At 47.2% G+C, this 15,908-nt stretch carries 15 protein-coding genes and 1 other RNA gene; 13 read left to right on the top strand and 3 right to left on the bottom strand.

Going from position 1 to position 15,908, the window contains the following annotated elements; translation table 11 throughout:
- Positions 1-28: 28 nt before the first annotated feature.
- The 4 genes from rpoD (at position 29) to rnpB (ending at position 3,694) form a co-directional block, all read left to right on the top strand.
- Complete coding sequence (gene rpoD / locus QVE09_RS13345; RefSeq protein WP_062835490.1) at positions 29-1,168, top strand: RNA polymerase sigma factor RpoD; 1,140 nt, start codon at positions 29-31, stop codon at positions 1,166-1,168.
- Positions 1,169-1,352: 184 nt separating this feature from the next.
- Positions 1,353-2,111, top strand: coding sequence for a tRNA (adenine(22)-N(1))-methyltransferase (locus QVE09_RS13340; RefSeq protein WP_315937151.1), 759 nt, complete (start codon positions 1,353-1,355; stop codon positions 2,109-2,111).
- Positions 2,087-3,202 (top strand): Nif3-like dinuclear metal center hexameric protein, encoded by a 1,116-nt coding sequence (locus tag QVE09_RS13335; RefSeq protein WP_315937150.1) that lies wholly within the window; start codon positions 2,087-2,089, stop codon positions 3,200-3,202. The genes QVE09_RS13340 and QVE09_RS13335 overlap by 25 nt, the downstream gene beginning before the upstream one ends.
- Before the next feature lie 82 nt (positions 3,203-3,284).
- Positions 3,285-3,694: RNase P RNA component class A (rnpB, locus tag QVE09_RS13330), an RNA gene on the top strand.
- 246 nt (positions 3,695-3,940) lie between these two features.
- Here the strand turns inward: rnpB and QVE09_RS13325 are convergent.
- Positions 3,941-5,170, bottom strand: a complete 1,230-nt coding sequence (locus QVE09_RS13325; RefSeq protein WP_315937149.1) for an aminotransferase-like domain-containing protein — start codon at positions 5,168-5,170, stop codon at positions 3,941-3,943.
- 107 nt (positions 5,171-5,277) lie between these two features.
- Between QVE09_RS13325 and pdxR the strand changes: the two genes are divergently transcribed.
- Positions 5,278-6,798: a MocR-like pyridoxine biosynthesis transcription factor PdxR gene (pdxR, locus tag QVE09_RS13320; RefSeq protein WP_315937148.1), complete on the top strand. Its 1,521-nt coding sequence runs from the start codon at positions 5,278-5,280 to the stop codon at positions 6,796-6,798.
- Between the two features lie 86 nt (positions 6,799-6,884).
- Positions 6,885-7,142 carry a hypothetical protein gene (locus tag QVE09_RS13315; protein ID WP_076211601.1) on the top strand — a complete coding sequence of 86 codons (258 nt, stop codon included), beginning with the start codon at positions 6,885-6,887 and terminating at the stop codon, positions 7,140-7,142.
- A gap of 102 nt (positions 7,143-7,244) precedes the next feature.
- On the opposite strand, the gene QVE09_RS13310 is transcribed toward QVE09_RS13315, so the two are convergent.
- Positions 7,245-9,119 (bottom strand): S8 family peptidase, encoded by a 1,875-nt coding sequence (locus tag QVE09_RS13310; RefSeq protein WP_315937147.1) that lies wholly within the window; start codon positions 9,117-9,119, stop codon positions 7,245-7,247.
- Between the two features lie 283 nt (positions 9,120-9,402).
- On the opposite strand from QVE09_RS13310, the gene QVE09_RS13305 reads away from it, so the two are divergent.
- The 6 genes from QVE09_RS13305 to thiI all read left to right on the top strand — a co-directional run bounded on the left by QVE09_RS13305 (position 9,403) and on the right by thiI (position 14,257).
- Positions 9,403-9,909 (top strand): YpuI family protein, encoded by a 507-nt coding sequence (locus QVE09_RS13305; protein ID WP_062835484.1) that lies wholly within the window; start codon positions 9,403-9,405, stop codon positions 9,907-9,909.
- A 167-nt stretch (positions 9,910-10,076) separates the two neighbouring features.
- Entirely contained in the window at positions 10,077-10,295 is a 219-nt protein-coding gene (locus QVE09_RS13300) for a DUF1540 domain-containing protein (protein WP_076211597.1), read from the top strand.
- Positions 10,296-10,330: 35 nt separating this feature from the next.
- On the top strand, positions 10,331-10,744 hold the full coding sequence (locus tag QVE09_RS13295) for a hypothetical protein (RefSeq protein WP_315937146.1): 414 nt from the start codon (positions 10,331-10,333) through the stop codon (positions 10,742-10,744).
- Positions 10,745-10,936: 192 nt separating this feature from the next.
- Complete coding sequence (locus QVE09_RS13290; RefSeq protein WP_315937145.1) at positions 10,937-11,689, top strand: lytic transglycosylase domain-containing protein; 753 nt, start codon at positions 10,937-10,939, stop codon at positions 11,687-11,689.
- Positions 11,690-11,861: 172 nt separating this feature from the next.
- The gene (locus tag QVE09_RS13285) at positions 11,862-13,010 is read left to right on the top strand and encodes a cysteine desulfurase family protein (protein WP_315937144.1); all 1,149 of its coding nucleotides are present in this window, start codon (positions 11,862-11,864) and stop codon (positions 13,008-13,010) included.
- 5 nt (positions 13,011-13,015) lie between these two features.
- A complete protein-coding gene (thiI, locus tag QVE09_RS13280) occupies positions 13,016-14,257 on the top strand; it encodes a tRNA uracil 4-sulfurtransferase ThiI (protein ID WP_315937373.1) in 1,242 nt (413 codons plus the stop codon).
- Positions 14,258-14,379: 122 nt separating this feature from the next.
- Here the strand turns inward: thiI and QVE09_RS13275 are convergent, their stop codons facing one another.
- Positions 14,380-15,090 (bottom strand): TerC family protein, encoded by a 711-nt coding sequence (locus tag QVE09_RS13275; RefSeq protein ID WP_315937143.1) that lies wholly within the window; start codon positions 15,088-15,090, stop codon positions 14,380-14,382.
- Between the two features lie 87 nt (positions 15,091-15,177).
- On the opposite strand from QVE09_RS13275, the gene QVE09_RS13270 reads away from it, so the two are divergent.
- Positions 15,178-15,837 (top strand): TerC family protein, encoded by a 660-nt coding sequence (locus QVE09_RS13270; protein ID WP_315937142.1) that lies wholly within the window; start codon positions 15,178-15,180, stop codon positions 15,835-15,837.
- The last annotated feature ends 71 nt before the right edge of the window (positions 15,838-15,908 follow it).

Below are 15,908 nucleotides of genomic sequence, written 5' to 3'. Positions count from 1 at the left end.
ATGTTTCTAGGGAGGAGGGAGTCGAGTTATGGCGAATGATCAGCATACTGAACTAGAAACAGAATTGACACTGGATCAGGTTAAAGATCAATTGATTGAATCAGGTAAGAAAAGAGCTTCGCTGAATTACAAGGAAATTATAGAGAAACTCTCTCCTTTTGAGCAGGATGCAGAGCAAATGGATGAGTTCTATGAGCAACTGAGCGATCTGGGTATCGATGTAGTGAATGAAAATGATGAAGAGGTTACACTTCGTCCTAGTGAAGATTCCGAGAACAACACCAGAGAGGGAGAGGACGAATTCCACTTTGATGATGATCTGAGCTTGCCGCCAGGTATCAAAATCAATGACCCTGTCCGTATGTATCTCAAGGAAATTGGTCGTGTGCCGCTGTTGTCGGCAGATGATGAAGTACAACTGGCTAAACGGATTGAGAACGGGGATGAAGAAGCCAAGCGTCGTCTGGCTGAAGCGAACCTTCGACTTGTAGTCAGTATCGCCAAGCGTTACGTTGGACGTGGAATGTTGTTCCTTGATTTGATTCAGGAAGGTAATATGGGTCTGATCAAAGCGGTTGAGAAGTTCGACCACAAAAAAGGATACAAGTTCAGTACGTATGCTACATGGTGGATTCGCCAAGCGATCACTCGTGCTATTGCTGACCAGGCGCGTACAATTCGTATCCCTGTGCACATGGTGGAGACGATTAATAAGCTGATCCGGGTATCCCGTCAGCTGTTGCAGGAACTTGGGCGTGAACCGACACCAGAAGAAATCGCTGCTGAGATGGATCTGAGTGTAGAGAAAGTTCGTGAAATTACGAAGATTGCACAGGAACCGGTTTCTCTGGAAACACCGATTGGTGAGGAAGATGATTCCCATCTGGGTGACTTCATTGAGGATCAGGAAGCACTTGCTCCGGCGGATGCTGCTGCGTATGAGTTGCTGAAAGAACAGCTCGAAGATGTGTTGGATACACTGACTGAACGTGAAGAGAACGTGCTTCGTCTACGTTTTGGTCTGGACGATGGACGGACAAGAACGCTAGAGGAAGTTGGCAAGGTATTCGGTGTTACGCGTGAGCGTATTCGTCAGATTGAAGCCAAGGCTCTTCGTAAATTGCGTCACCCGAGTCGTAGTAAACGACTCAAGGATTTCCTCGAATAATCGAACTACGGGAGACTTTCCGCAAGACGCTTTAGCGGCGGCGGGGTCTCCTTTATTTTTAATTTTAACGTCTTGATTTCTTGGTTTTGGAAATTCATCCTTGAAATGTTTTATTGGATTTTATTTTATCGCTTTTCCTTGTTCAATGCAAATCAATAAATTAAATGAATGGTGTAGGTGCTTCATGAAACTTTCGAATCGATTACAGCGAATACATGATCAAATTCCCGATGGCAGCCGTATGGCTGATATCGGTTCAGACCACGCGCTGCTTCCAGTAGCCGCAATCCGCAGTGGGAAAGCTGCAAGTGCAGTAGCCGGGGAAGTCAATCCTGGCCCTTATGATGCTGCATGCAAACAAGTCAGCGATGCTAGCTTGAAAGAAAAAATCACGGTGCGTCGTGGAGACGGACTTGATGTGATCTCTGCGGGTGAAGTGGATGTCATCACCATCGCAGGCATGGGCGGTGCCCTGATTGCCTCTATTTTGGACCGAGGTTTATCCAAGCTGGATGGAGTCCAGTTACTTATTTTGCAGCCAAATGTGGGAGAAGATATCCTCAGACGCTGGCTGCTGGAGCATCACTGGGTGGTTGTAGCTGAACAGTTGCTCGAAGAAGATGGCAAGATCTATGAGATTATAACGGCGATGCCACAATCCGTAAGCCCGATTGCAAATGTTGAGGTGTATCGTGCGCGTCCGCTTCAAGGCGGGGTAGAATTGACAGAAGATTTGCTGCTGCGGATGGGGCCATATTTGGTGGATCGTCCAACGGATGTATTCTTTGCCAAATGGGAAAGTGAGATCATCAAACTGCAAGGGGTTGTAAACTCCATCTCCAAATCCGATCAGGATTCTTCCCGGGACAAGGCGGCTGAGGTAGAACGTCTTATCGCAAACTTGAAGGAGGTTTTGGCATGTTTGCCAAAGGTCAAACTGTAATTCAACTGATGGAGCACCTCGCTCCCAAACATCTGGCTGTACCGGATGACCGCATTGGTCTCCAGCTCGGCAGTTTGCAAAAAGAAATCAGTCACGTGTTAGTTGCTTTGGATGTGACGGATGAAGTGGTGGACGAAGCGATTCGCATCGGTGCCAACCTGATTATCGCTCATCACGCCATCATTTTCCGTCCGGTTAAGTCACTGAGTACAGATACACCTGTGGGTAAATTGTATGAAAAGCTGATTAAGCATGATATTGCTGTCTATATCAGTCATACAAACCTGGATGTGGCCGAGGGTGGTATGAATGACTGGATGGCCGAGGCACTTGGCATCGAGAGTAAAGAATCGCTGGAAGATGTACACACAGATCATTTGTACAAGCTGGCTGTATTTGTGCCTCGTACGCATCATGAGCAGGTTCTTCAGGCCATTCTGGAAGCCGGAGCGGGGAGTATCGGTCAATACAACAAGTGCAGCTTCAACACGGAAGGTACAGGAACGTTTGTACCTGGTGAAGGGACTCAACCGTTTATCGGTACCCAAGGGCAGATGGAACGTGTGGAAGAAATGCGGATTGAGACAATTGTACCCCAAAGTCTGCGAAGTAAGGTCGTTCAGGCGATGCTTAAGGCTCACCCGTATGAAGAAGTCGCCTATGACCTCTATGCAATGGATTTAAAGGGCCGTACGCTCGGTTTGGGACGCTTGGGACCCCTTAAGGAACCTAAGACATTAGGTGAGCTTGTGGAGGTCGTGAAGACCCAATTCAATGTGCCTCATGTGCGTGTCGTAGGAGATCTGAACAAGCAGATCAAAAAAGCAGCGGTTCTTGGCGGCTCTGGCAGCCGTTATGCGCTCACCGCCCGCTTCAAAGGTGCGGATGTTATTGTGACTGGAGATATCGATTATCACACGGCACATGATGCGTTAATGGCAGGTATGTGTATCATCGACCCTGGACATAATTCCGAGAAGATTATGAAACCAAAAACAGCGGATTGGCTTCGTTCCCGTTTGGAAGAGAAACGATATGATACGCAAGTTACAGCTTCAGAGGTCAATACGGAGGTATTCCAATTTATCTAAAAAGATCGTTGCTGTGTGGTTCCCAGTAATATTAAGCTTGTCTGGGAACCTAAATGCCTGTATACTATGTAATGTTGTTCGGAAAGCTTGACAGACAATCGCTGGTGGCCTTTGTTGCCACGAGAGGAAAGTCCGGGCTCCACAGGGCAGGATGCTGGATAACGTCCAGTCAGCGCGAGTTGAAGGATAGTGCCACAGAAATGGACCGCCGATGGCCGGATTTTCCGGCACAGGTAAGGATGGAACCGAGGTGTAAGAGACCCCGAGGAACGCTGGTGACTTCGTTCCTGGTAAACCCCATCTGGAGCAAGACCTAATGGGACACAGCCGCCTCTTCGGAGGAGGCAACCTTAGCCCGAGGTGTGTCTAGGTTGGTCGCTTGAGCTGTGCAGCAATGTATGGCCTAGATAGATGATTGTCGCTTCTGGTGGGAGGGTAGTTCCCGTATGAACCACGAAGAGCACAGAACCCGGCTTACGGTAAGCTTTCCTAACTGCAACAACAGTATTACAGTGTAGTCCACCTATCAGTCGAGGACAATCCGTGTGATTCACCGATGGCCTGACTGATCAGAAGGACCCATACATCTGAAAAAACATAACTCCTGTTGATAACAGGTTCTATAAAATAAGGCGGCAGTTCCGAGGTTCTCGGGCCTGCCGCCTTATTTTTGTTTCTCAATATCAAGTTATTCAACCTTCATACGCTAAAGAGTCGCGAAACGTTTATGACAGTTCATTACAGTGTAACAACACTGTCCGATGTTAACGAAGCATGCCAGCGTTGGATGGCGCGATCCATTCTTTCCACGGCTTCAGGAAGAAGCTCAGGGTCCGTGTGAGTAAAGTTGATTCGCATGCGGTTTAACTCTGGTGTACCTGCATAGAAGGAATCACCCGGGACAATACACACTTTCTCCTGGATACCATAAGTGAACAGATTGCTTGCCAGCATGCCTTCAGGCAGTTGCAGCCACAAGAACATGCCACCTTGTGGTGAATTCCAAGAGATGCCTTCCCATGATTTGGCTGCCATGAGTGTGGTCAGGGTTTTCATGCGTTGTTCGTAATCCTCCGAAATATGGCGAATATGCGCATCCAGATCGAAAGATTCAAGCAGTGCATGAAGCGCTCTTTGGTCGATACTGCTGGAATGCAAGTCCGCTCCTTGCTTGGCTCGTGCTGCAATTTTGACAATATCGGGAGCAGCCAGAATCCAGCCAGTACGTAGGCCAGGTGCTACCGTTTTGGAGAATGTACTGGTGTAGATAACATTGGAAGGACCGTCATAGGATACTGCATCCAGTTCTGCGAGAGCAGGGACATCCAATTGCTCCGGATTGAACCGGATTTCACCATAGGGATCATCTTCCAGAATGAGTACACCGTATTTGCGGCACAGATCCACAGCTTGCTGTCTTCTTTCTCGCGACCATACTTTTCCCGTAGGATTGGAGAACGTAGGGTTAATGTAGACAAGTTTTGGACGATGCAACTGGAGCTGTTCTTCCAGAGATTCAGGCAACATACCGTGATCATCACAGGCTACGCCGTGAGATTCAGCCTGATAGGAATGAATGACTTGCAGAGCAGCGAGGTAGGTTGGTGATTCAACCAATATGCGGTCACCCGGGTCGAGAAGGATGCGGCAAACCAAGTCAATGGATTGCTGTGAACCCGTAGTGAGAAGCATGTGATCGGGTGAAGCGGGAATGCCCTTGGATTCAAGACGTTCGGCGATTTTGGCGCGAAGAGGACGATAACCCTCAGTCTCCGCATATTGAAGAGCGGCTGCTCCGCTCATAAATACTTTTTCATATGCGACGCGGATGGCTTCCAGCGGGAATGAAGTCTGGGCGGGTAATCCACCGGCTAGTGAGATCATTCCAGGTGCCTGAGCGGCCTGGAGCATGTCGCGAACGACAGAGGACGGGGTGTTTTGTGCCATTTTGGACCAAGGGATACTCATGTTATTCTCATCTCCTGTTATTCACTGTTATACTGATATTATAAACTATAATAGACGGACTACACTATAACAGTAAAATGAAGATCATAACAGTTGGGGGAGCACACATGCATATTGAATTAAAGCGGGGAAGCAGTACCAAATTGTACGTGCAGATTGCACTAACGATTGCCGATCGCATCAGATCTGGACTCATTGAACCTGGAACCCGACTTCCTTCTGTTCGTAAAATGACCGCGGATTTGGGTGTCAGCCTGGTCACTGTATCCAAAGCGTATGCTGAACTCGAAGCGATTCAATTGATCACTTGCTCCCAGGGAAAAGGTTGTTATGTGAGAGGTACATTGAACGTGGATCAGTTGGAGGATGTGGACAGAACGCAGCGAAACAATGCCAACAGTGAATCTGGTACGTCATGGAATTGGCAGATGGCACTGGTTGACTATTTACCGCGAGCGCAGCTCTGGAGACATTTTGATACGTCACCTCAAGTGCGGTATGAACTTCATATGTCAGCGATTCAGCCTGAACTGTTGCCTACACGCGAGATTATCGACAGCGCCTACCGACTCTCCTCTGATCATACAGAACGTATGGCCGCGTATGGATCTTTTCAGGGAGATCGGGAGCTTAGACAGATCTTCGCCGAACATTTTGCCGAGCGTGGACTACAGGTGGCACCTGAACGCATGTTAATTACAAGTGGTGCTCAGCAGGGAATTGATCTTGTAGCACGGACTTTTGTCGGACCTGGGGATGTTGTATACATGGAGGCGCCAAGCTATACCGGAGCCATTGATGTATTTACGAGTAGAGGTGCAAAGATCATTACGGTCCCAATGGATGACGAAGGCATGCGTATTGATCTGTTGACCCGGTTATGTGATACCTATCCGCCCAAGCTGATCTATACGATCCCGACCTATCACAATCCAACAGGTATTACGATGAGTGCGAGAAGACGAGCACAACTTCTGAATCTCGCTCAAAGTTACCACTGCCTCATTCTGGAGGATGATCCGTTTGCAGATCTTTATTTTCGGGACCCTCCTCCGGCGTCCATTAAATCGATGGATGGGACAGGTCATGTCGTATATATCAAAAGCTTCAGCAAGGTGCTCTCCCCCGGTTGCCGTATAGCCTGCGCCATCGCAGACGGAAGTGTATTGACCCGGCTTGTGGCTGCGAAATCTACGGCGGATTTGGGCAGTCCGCTGCTTACACAAAAGGCGTTGCAATCTTTTATTCAGAATCAGTACAGTGCCTATGTATCCCGATTGAGGGATGAATTGTATTCTCGCTTGTGCGCAGCATCTGAAGTGCTGGAAGAGCATGCTACTACGGGCATGCAATGGCGCTTGCCGGAGGGAGGACTCAATCTGTGGCTCCAGCTTCCGAGTAACTTGGATATGCGTGAGTTGCATCATCAGTCACTTGCTGCAGGGGTCTCTTTCCTGCCGGGTTCCGCCTGTTATGTAGGGGAGATGGATACACCAAGTCTGCGTATCTGCTTCACTGTAACAAACGTTGAGCTTTTGTGTGAAGGCCTTCGTGTACTGTGCGGAGTCATTGACAGAGTTACACCTGGGCAGGGTGGGACAGTGGCGGACAGGCTACCGCTCATATAATTTTTCGGAGTATGGACATACATCCAATCCACTTTCGATCTGTTGCAATAGGTTATAGTATCACCAGAAAGGGAGTTGGTTTTGAAATGAACCATTACTGTCCACCGCTTTGCCCGATTGTCTGTGACCCGATCCAGGTTGTTGAGGATTACTACATCCCACAAATCGTGCCTGTAATCCACCCGATTGAAGTGATCAAAAAACATCACTGTGTTCCGATTCATCACCACATGTATCCTGTTGTTGTCAAAGAAGAAGACCCTTGTTATGTATCCAGCCATAATCCGAAGAAAAAATCCGTGAAAAAATCAAGTAAAGCCCGCACATCTTCTCGCAAGCGCTAATCGCAGCGGGTGCCCCGGGGAATTGGATATAAACCAAAAAAGAGCAGCGTACGCCCCGGGGCGCAGCTGCTTTTGTATTTTTACTGAGTAGAGTTATTACGATTACTGGGTATACTTTTTCATCGTATTATCCATTTGTTGTCTGACATGTTGCGGCCAGAACTGTAAAGGAGCACTGTTGCCTGATGCGGCTTGCAGTGCCTTATAGACATCGATTTGCCCATAGCCAAAATACTTATCGTGACCCGGATCACCGAGGTCAATAACACTTTGGCGCATCAAATCCATCACTTCCGTGTTGGTCAAGTCCGGGTTCAACGAACGAATCAATCCTGCAAGTGCGGCTACATGGGGGCTAGCCATGGACGTTCCAGACAATGCCGCATACTGATTGTTTGGATAGGTACTGGCGATACTGGACCCTGGAGCCATCACATCCACATAATCCCCGTAGTTGGAATAGGAAGCTTTGCTCATATCCGGGTCCGTAGCAGATACGGCAAATACTTCCGGATAGGCAGCAGGGTATCCCGGACGCTCCGTATTATCATTCCCTGTGGCTGCAATCAGGACGATATCCCGGTCAAAAGCGTATTTAATGGCATCATGAAGAAATTGCGCATCGGCATAATTGCCCAGACTCATGTTGATAACTTTGGCTCCATGATCGGCTGCCCAGATGATGCCTTCGGCAACGGCATACGTGGTACCAGAACCCGAGTTGTCGAGTACCTTAACCGGAAGTACCTTGTTGTACCAGCTCATGCCTGCCACGCCTTCATTATTGTTGACAATAGCACCGATAATGCCTGCGACGTGTGTGCCATGACCCACATCATCCATCGGTTTGCTCCCCGGCTCAACCACATTATAGCCCTCAAGGAGCTTGCCCTTCAGGTCAGGATGATTCATATCAACCCCCGTGTCGACCACGGCAACGATGACATCCTTGTTTCCCTTGGTAATATTCCAGCCTCTGTTCGTCTCGATCGCAGGCAAATTCCACTGATAATCGGAGAACAAAATGTCATTGGGTATCGTTACATCTGATTGTTCAGTTACGGTATCATTGGTTAAATACATGTAGTGGGGTTCCATATAGAGTGGATTCCATTTGCTTTCGAAATAGCTATGCAATTGCTTGTAACTCATGTTTTCTGATCGAAAAACATACGTGTATCCCAGCTTGCGCGCAGATTGCGCTCTTAGATCAGATTTAATGATACGCATATCCCGTTCACCGGGATCCTGGCGAAAACGGATGACGATTTCATTTTCGTAAAAATGACTGGCATTGGCATTATCATGTCCGGTTTTCACTGTGATTTCGTTAAGCGTATCCGGGTGAACAGACTCAATTTTGAATTTACCCTCACGTGGATAAGGAATCATGCGCAGATTTTTGCGCTGATGTTGTTCAACAGCATTTAATACGTTCTGGCTGAACAAGGCAATCACAGCTCTTTTGCCATCTTTCGAGGGTTGCCCCATAACAAAATATTTTTCTTTTCCCAAAGGAAAAGAAGAGGATTCGAAACTTTGACGTTTGTTTACCGCTTTTTTGGCAAGGTTGAGCGCGTGTTGAAGCTTCTGTTGTTCCAACTTGCTTCCTTGTGTGGAAGCTTGATCAAAGGGCTTGTTAAAAGAGACATTGGTATTCATGAGATGAATGGATCTGATATGTTCATGTGAACTTTGGAGATCATTCACATATCGGCTAACCTGCGCAGCATTCATTGTGGCGGTTTTCTCCAGCATGATACTGAGATGTTGCTTTGCATCCATGCGGGTCAGAAGATCGGTTGCTTTGACATCCTGCACTTTTAGACGCTGCTTACTCGTGTGCTCTTCATGAGCAGAATCAGACAGGGCACTTGGCTTTTGTTCGGGACGATTGGATGTTGGAAGCAGAAGTGTCAGGGCGAGTGCTCCCGCACCAGCTGCAAGGGCCCAGTTAATCCATTTCGGTCTGGACATGGTAGATGGAACCTCCTTCGTTCATTTTGGACAATCATTAACAGTGCTTCATCGTTGTCACTGGTTATATCTATCGTTAGAAAAAGCGGATATTTTTATGCAGGCGAGTTCGAGTTTGACTGCGTATAATAGGCATGTTTAACGGCAGAAGCGGAAAGAATGATTAAGGGATACCGCTCGTCATCTTTTTATGGTAGGATTATAGCTGAGAATTCAAAGGTCAGGGGAAAACCACCGTTGGCCGACCTATATGTAAGGACTTATTTAAGGGGGAGCTACCTTTATGTCAGCAGCCAATGTACAGAAAACATGTGAGTCAACTAGGGAAAAGTTAAAACCGGCTATCGATCGGATTGAAAAATTTTTGAACGAGAATGCTTTGCCTGAACTGGATCAGAATCAGACGGAAGAATCAACAGCCTTCTACAAAGGATTTCTTTCAGATCTCCGTCATTTGCTCGTTTTTTCTGAAGTTTCTTACGAAAAACTTGGCGTTGTGCTGCGTCGTGCCAACTTTGATGTCGATTTTGCCGAAAAGGCTCTTTATAATACGTATCACCAATGCGTAAACAGCTTTTTCTATCCCAAAAATGAATGTTATTCCGAAGACGGAAGATACGCTTACACAGGACAAGATGCCATTCGTTTTCGTGACAAGCCAATCCGTGCAGTACGGGATGTCATTCTGGAGGTTTCCAAAACGTACGAAGAATTGCGCGATGATCTGGCATATTATGAAAGTGATTACCTGACTCAGCGCCGTATGCAAAATCAACGGAATCACGCCTAATTAAAACGTTTAAACCTTAATATGAAATTGGACGAAACCGCCCTTGTGGCGGTTTTTTTGTGTTTTTAGTGAGAATCAGACGAGGTGTGATCATGTCATCATCTGGCATTTTGGCGGAGAATATCGGGTTTGTGGCGGGGAGACAATAGTAGTCGAGGTGATAAAAAATGAGCCAAGACAAACCAATTGTCAAATGCAGCGTCTCCAACTGCAACTTTTGGGGAGAAAACAACTTCTGCCAAGCTGATGCCATCATGATTGACATTGACCAACATGCCACCCGTCGTCTGCATGAGGAATTTGCCGGTGAGACATTTGACTCGGACCACCATGATCATGCACGTACATCCTCTGCAACTTGCTGTCACACGTTCAAACCCAAGTGAGCAGTCATTCCTATTCATAACGGAGGTGCTTCCAAATGAAAAATGACGATAATAACATTCATTCTACTGATCGCCCTGAAACCAAGGGTGAAGGTGAAAAAAAACGTATGCGTGTCGATTATCCTAGAAAAATACATCGGGAAGAGTATGGAGCAGAGGTCGCTCCTCCGACTGTTGTAAGAACTGGAGGGATCGAACGTTCAGAACCTTTACCTGAGAAGCATGAGGCAGACCGTGTTATGGAGTCAACAGGCAAGGTCGCAGGTTATATGGGGCTGGCCTTCGGAATAGCTTCCTTGTTCATGTGGTCAATCGTACTTGGACCAGCGGCAGCCGTTCTGGGTTACTATGCGTATGTGAATGGACGGAAAACAGCGGGAGCTTGGTCCATTGGACTGGGTATTGTAGCCACGCTGAGTTATTTTTTCATGATTCCATTTGCTCGCTAGAGTGTAAAATGCTTATCCAAAAGCCTTCTGTTCTCACCCAAATGTGGTGAACTACAGAAGGTTTTTTTTTTCGTATATGCGCAGGTTAAGTGGGAAGATTCATATATTTTTTTGAAAAGAATGGAACCTTTCTGTAAAAGGATGTAGAATAAGGTCATAATACGCTTAATTATACGGGAGTGGGTATAACTCATGCAGATTGATCCAAGCGGATCGCGGCAGTTGTTGGAACTGCAATTGTCCAATGTGAATAATCAAACCAGTGGATCACAGCCAGATGCTGGTTCAACAGTGGATTTCGCCAATGTGATGGACGGGCTGTTAGGTACGAGTTCCAATTCAACGAGCAATACGGATTCCACCGCTGCGGTCTCCAAAAGATCCAGTGATGGTTTGTTGTGGCTGCAACTCGGAAGCACGTACAATCCGGATATAAATACGGCAGGATCATCCTCTGTCTCCAATAACATCGTTGAGTCTTTATTATCTTCATCCAATACAGGAATCGTGGATTCCGGTGCATCTGTACCTACGGATTATGAATCTTTGATTGCCGAGGCAAGTGCCAAATACGGTGTTCCTGAATCATTGATCAAGGCGGTCATTGACACAGAGTCCAATTTTAACCCAAATGTCGTGTCCTCCGCCGGTGCCAAGGGGCTTATGCAATTAATGGATGGTACGGCTGCAGGACTGGGTGTGAGTAATTCATTTGATCCTGCCCAGAACATTGATGCGGGTACGAAGTATCTTTCCCTTCAACTCCAGCGTTTCGGTGGAGAAGTGAAGATGGCGCTTGCCGCATATAATGCAGGACCGGGTCGTGTTTCACGTCTGGGCGTGTCGAGTGATAGCGAACTGATGAGTGTACTTAACCGTCTGCCTTCCGAAACACAGAATTATATCTCCAAGGTGGAGAATGCACGGTCGAAATATGTGATCTAAACTCACAGATTGACATTTGCGATAACACACGATAGGCAGGATGAGATCAAATGTGGAGCAGGAGCGCTTGAAACGCCTGTTCCCGGTTGGTCTTTTTGTGTTGTATGGGTATCGTGTTACAATGCTCACTGTAGGTTCATGAACGAAGAGATAAAGGGAGGTCTAACCTCATTTGAAATATTTTGATTATGCTGCAACCACACCTCCCCATCCCGATGTGATTCGTACGATGGCCGAAATTATGGAGACACAATTCGGTAATCCGTCCTCCATTCACGGGTATGGAGAGCGTGCTCATCAATTGTTGCGTCGTGCTCGATCCGGATGTGCTGCGGCAATCGGTGTTAAGCCTGAAGAGATTGTATTTACTTCCGGTGCGACCGAGAGCAATAATCTCGCGATAAAAGGTGCGGCTTTACGTTATCAGTCACGAGGCAGACACATCATCACAACAGCTACCGAGCATGCCTCTGTGTACGAAAGTTTTATGCAATTGCAGCAGTGGGGATGGGAAGTGACATTAGTTCCCGTGAATTCTGATGGAGAGGTCAACGATCAGCAGGTTGTAGACGCGATTAGGCCAGACACGGTGCTTGTGAGTCTGATGCATGTAAACAATGAAACAGGAGCCATCCATCCGATTGCAGAAATCGGCAAACAGCTCAAAAAGAAAGCACCACGGGTGCTTTTCCATGTGGATGGCGTTCAAGGCTTTGGGAAAATGGAGGCGACACCTGCCGCTTGGGGTGCAGATCTGTACAGTCTGTCTGCTCACAAGATTCGTGGACCGAAGGGGGCAGGTCTCCTGTATGTACGAAGTGGAGTGGAGCTTACGCCACTATTGTCAGGAGGATCACAGGAGCAGGGCCTAAGAGCAGGCACAGAAAACGTGGCCTTGCTGGTAGGCATGGCAAAGGCCATGCGAATGGCAGCAGAAGATCAGGTTGATTTTGCCCGGCGTACAACGGTGCTCCGTGATCGATTGATGGAAACGATACGTATTATTCCTGAATTTGAATTGAACAGTCGCACAGAGGGTGCACCTCATATTGTGCACTTCTCCTATCCTGGGATGAAGTCAGAAGTGGCGCTGCACACCTTGGAGCAACTTGGCGTAACCATATCGACCCAATCTGCCTGTTCTTCGCGTTCGGCTGAACCGAGTCGGGCTCTACTTGCGATGGGCAGAGATGCAGCTTGTGCTGGTGGCGGATTGCGTATTAGTCTTGGAGATGAACATACAGAAAAAGATGTAGCCTTGCTTGAACAGGCTTTACATCAGATGGTGGCGCAGTTGCGGCCCCTCGAAAGGCGGATGTAATGGATATGAAATATGATATGCTGCTTCTCCGTTTCGGAGAGTTTATGTTAAAAGGGAAGAATCGTGCCCGATTTGAAAAAACGATCATGACACAGGTTAAAGCTTTGCTTAAACCTTACCCAGGAGCGAGCCTTCGCAAAGAATATGGCCGTGTCTATGTGGATCTTGGCGGTGAATCACATACTGAACTAATTAAGGTGCTGAAGCGGATATTTGGTGTGATGTCGATTAGTCCGGTTAAAGTTACTCCATCCGAGCTTGATGAGATTGTGAAAACAGCAGTTGCATTTATGGACGAAAGGGAAGACGAATTCAAGGAAGGCACCACATTTAAGGTAAATGTAAGGCGGGTATGGAAAGAGTTCCCGAACTCTTCCCATGAAATGAACCATTTGGTCGGTTCCCCGATCCTTCGAAAATTCCAGCAATTGAGTGTTGATGTTCGTGAGCCTGATATTGAGCTGCGAGTGGAAATTCGGGATCAGGGCACCTATATTTTCAACGAAACCATTCCGGCAGTAGGCGGGTTTCCACTGGGCACGAATGGAAAAGCGATGGTACTGCTATCAGGTGGAATAGACAGCCCGGTTGCAGCCTGGTCTTCCATGCGCCGTGGACTTGAAGTGGAATGTGTACATTTTTACAGTTACCCGTTCACAAGCCAGCGTGCCAAAGAGAAAGTCATTGATTTGGCACGTGCCCTTGCTGATCATGCAGGAACAATCAAGTTGCATCTGGTTCCATTTACAGAGATTCAAACGGCATTTACCCAACTGGGTCAGGACAATCTGATTATTACGCTGATGCGACGTTCAATGCTGCGAATTGCATCCAAACTTGCCGAGCGTGAGCGGGCACTAGCACTGATCACAGGGGATAGCCTAGGCCAAGTAGCGAGTCAGACTCTTCCGAGTATGAATGTCATTGGTCGTGCGACGGATCTGCCACTGTTGCGACCACTGGTTATGATGGACAAACAGGAGATCATTACCCTGTCCAAACAGATCGGAACGTATGACATATCTATTTTGCCATATGAGGATTGCTGTACTCTCTTTGTGCCAAAGTCACCTTCAACCAATCCAAATCTTCGAATTGTGGATAAAATAGAATCAACAATGAGCCATCTGTCAGAATGGGTGGATCAGGCGGTGGAACAAACTGAAACGATCACACTGCACGCCGGTGAAACTTCTGTGGTAACGAATCCAACAGGAGACAATGGCATGAAAGATGACTGGTTCTAAACTTAATAAAAATTAGCATGGCTGACATAATAAGGGCTATGTTAACTGCAAAAAAAGGACTGTCCGATGAAATATCGTTCAGTCCTTTGCTGTATCCAGATGTAATTTTAGTTTAAATTAGCCTACGAATAGGAGCGCTGCTGTTCCCCGCCAGATCCATTGTGGCTGGAACTGCTGGAGCGTTTGCGATAACCTGCAAAGACTACGCCTGCAATAACCACTACGATGAAGAGAATGCGCAATGCCGGATGTTCAGTAAAGTAAGGCAAGAGTCGCTGCTCCTCAGTGATCATATTAGAAGCCGTATACCCGAGAACAATGGCTCCGACATAAATGATCCAAGGAAAATGATTAATTAGCTTGATAAACAGGGTACTGCCCCAGACGATAATAGGTACACTAATCAGAAGTCCAAGGATGACAAGCACGAGATGCTGCTGCGCTGCTCCAGCAACTGCAATCACGTTATCGAGTCCCATGGCTGCATCCGCGATCACAATGGTACGAATAGCGGTCCACAAGGAAGTTCCCGCCTGGACATCATTGTGTTCGTCTCCCTGATCCGCCAATAATTTATAGGCAATCCAGATCAGAAGTATGCCTCCTACAAGCAAGAGCCACGGAACTTTAAGCAACCATAAAACAACAACTGTTGCCAAAATTCGAATCAAAAGTGCGCCGCCAGTTCCATATAGAATCGCCTTTTTCTGCACGGAGGGGTGCAAATTTCGAGCTGCGAGACCAATGACGATGGCATTATCCCCAGCCAGAATTAGATCAATAAAGACAACGTTCAGCAAAGCCAGCCAGAATGTGGGACTAAATAGCTCCATGAGATATGTCACTCCTTATATACGGTTCAATCATTAAGAATAGCATGGACAACTCTGACATACAAGTTAATGTGGGGGGATGAGGACATGGATACACTATGGCTGTTAACTGAAATTTTAATGATCAATCTGGTATTGAGTGGAGATAATGCGGTTGTTATTGCGCTTGCCAGCAAGGATCTGCCACCAATACAACGCAAAAAAGCGGTATGGTGGGGAGCTTTTGGTGCGGTTCTGCTGCGTTGTGTATTAACCTTTGTAGCGGTATTATTGCTGGGAATTCCCTTTATCCAAGCGGCAGGTGGGCTGCTGCTACTCTGGATTGCAGTAAAGCTGTTGCTTCAAAATGATGATGAAGTACATATTCGAGAAGCTTCTACGACCTGGAAAGCCATTCAAACCATACTGATTGCCGATTTTATAATGAGCCTGGATAACGTTTTGGCCATAGCGGCTTTGGCAGATGGAGATTTGGCTTTGATCGTCATTGGGATTGCAATAAGTATCCCCATTGTCGTATGGGGGAGTGGGTTAATTGTTGGTTTGTTGAAGCGATTCCCGATTCTGGTATTCGCCGGATCAGGCATTCTGGCTTTCACAGCTGGTGAGATGGTGATGAAAGACCCCAAGTTAGGAGAATGGCTGGGAGGTATGGCATCAGAGGTACACACGCTGCTCCCCGCAGCAATGGCTTGTCTTGTCATTGCGGTTGGAGGAGCCCATAAATTTGTGCGGAAGAACGCATAGTTTAACTATGGAATTAAGCTTGAACATATGACCGTCTGAACCGTCCGGTTTAGGCGGTTTTGTGTTGAGAG

Origin of the sequence: Paenibacillus sp. ClWae2A (genome assembly GCF_032452295.1) — a bacterium.
Classification (GTDB): Bacteria; Bacillota; Bacilli; order Paenibacillales; family Paenibacillaceae; genus Paenibacillus.
The sequence above is the reverse complement of the archived record's forward strand: the minus strand, read 5'-3'. Positions and strand labels throughout refer to the sequence as shown.

Bases quoted from the DNA above. Each gene is read 5' to 3' on its own strand.
- pdxR (WP_315937148.1), top strand. From the start codon at position 5,278: ATGCATATTGAATTAAAGCGGGGAAGCAGTACCAAATTGTACGTGCAG.
- QVE09_RS13335 (WP_315937150.1), top strand. From the start codon at position 2,087: ATGTTTGCCAAAGGTCAAACTGTAATTCAACTGATGGAGCACCTCGCT.
- rpoD (WP_062835490.1), top strand. From the start codon at position 29: ATGGCGAATGATCAGCATACTGAACTAGAAACAGAATTGACACTGGAT.
- QVE09_RS13305 (WP_062835484.1), top strand. From the start codon at position 9,403: ATGTCAGCAGCCAATGTACAGAAAACATGTGAGTCAACTAGGGAAAAG.
- QVE09_RS13270 (WP_315937142.1), top strand. From the start codon at position 15,178: ATGGATACACTATGGCTGTTAACTGAAATTTTAATGATCAATCTGGTA.
- thiI (WP_315937373.1), top strand. From the start codon at position 13,016: ATGAAATATGATATGCTGCTTCTCCGTTTCGGAGAGTTTATGTTAAAA.
- QVE09_RS13295 (WP_315937146.1), top strand. From the start codon at position 10,331: ATGAAAAATGACGATAATAACATTCATTCTACTGATCGCCCTGAAACC.
- QVE09_RS13275 (WP_315937143.1), bottom strand. From the start codon at position 15,090: ATGGAGCTATTTAGTCCCACATTCTGGCTGGCTTTGCTGAACGTTGTC.
- QVE09_RS13340 (WP_315937151.1), top strand. From the start codon at position 1,353: ATGAAACTTTCGAATCGATTACAGCGAATACATGATCAAATTCCCGAT.
- QVE09_RS13300 (WP_076211597.1), top strand. From the start codon at position 10,077: ATGAGCCAAGACAAACCAATTGTCAAATGCAGCGTCTCCAACTGCAAC.
- QVE09_RS13315 (WP_076211601.1), top strand. From the start codon at position 6,885: ATGAACCATTACTGTCCACCGCTTTGCCCGATTGTCTGTGACCCGATC.
- QVE09_RS13290 (WP_315937145.1), top strand. From the start codon at position 10,937: ATGCAGATTGATCCAAGCGGATCGCGGCAGTTGTTGGAACTGCAATTG.
- QVE09_RS13325 (WP_315937149.1), bottom strand. From the start codon at position 5,170: ATGAGTATCCCTTGGTCCAAAATGGCACAAAACACCCCGTCCTCTGTC.
- QVE09_RS13310 (WP_315937147.1), bottom strand. From the start codon at position 9,119: ATGTCCAGACCGAAATGGATTAACTGGGCCCTTGCAGCTGGTGCGGGA.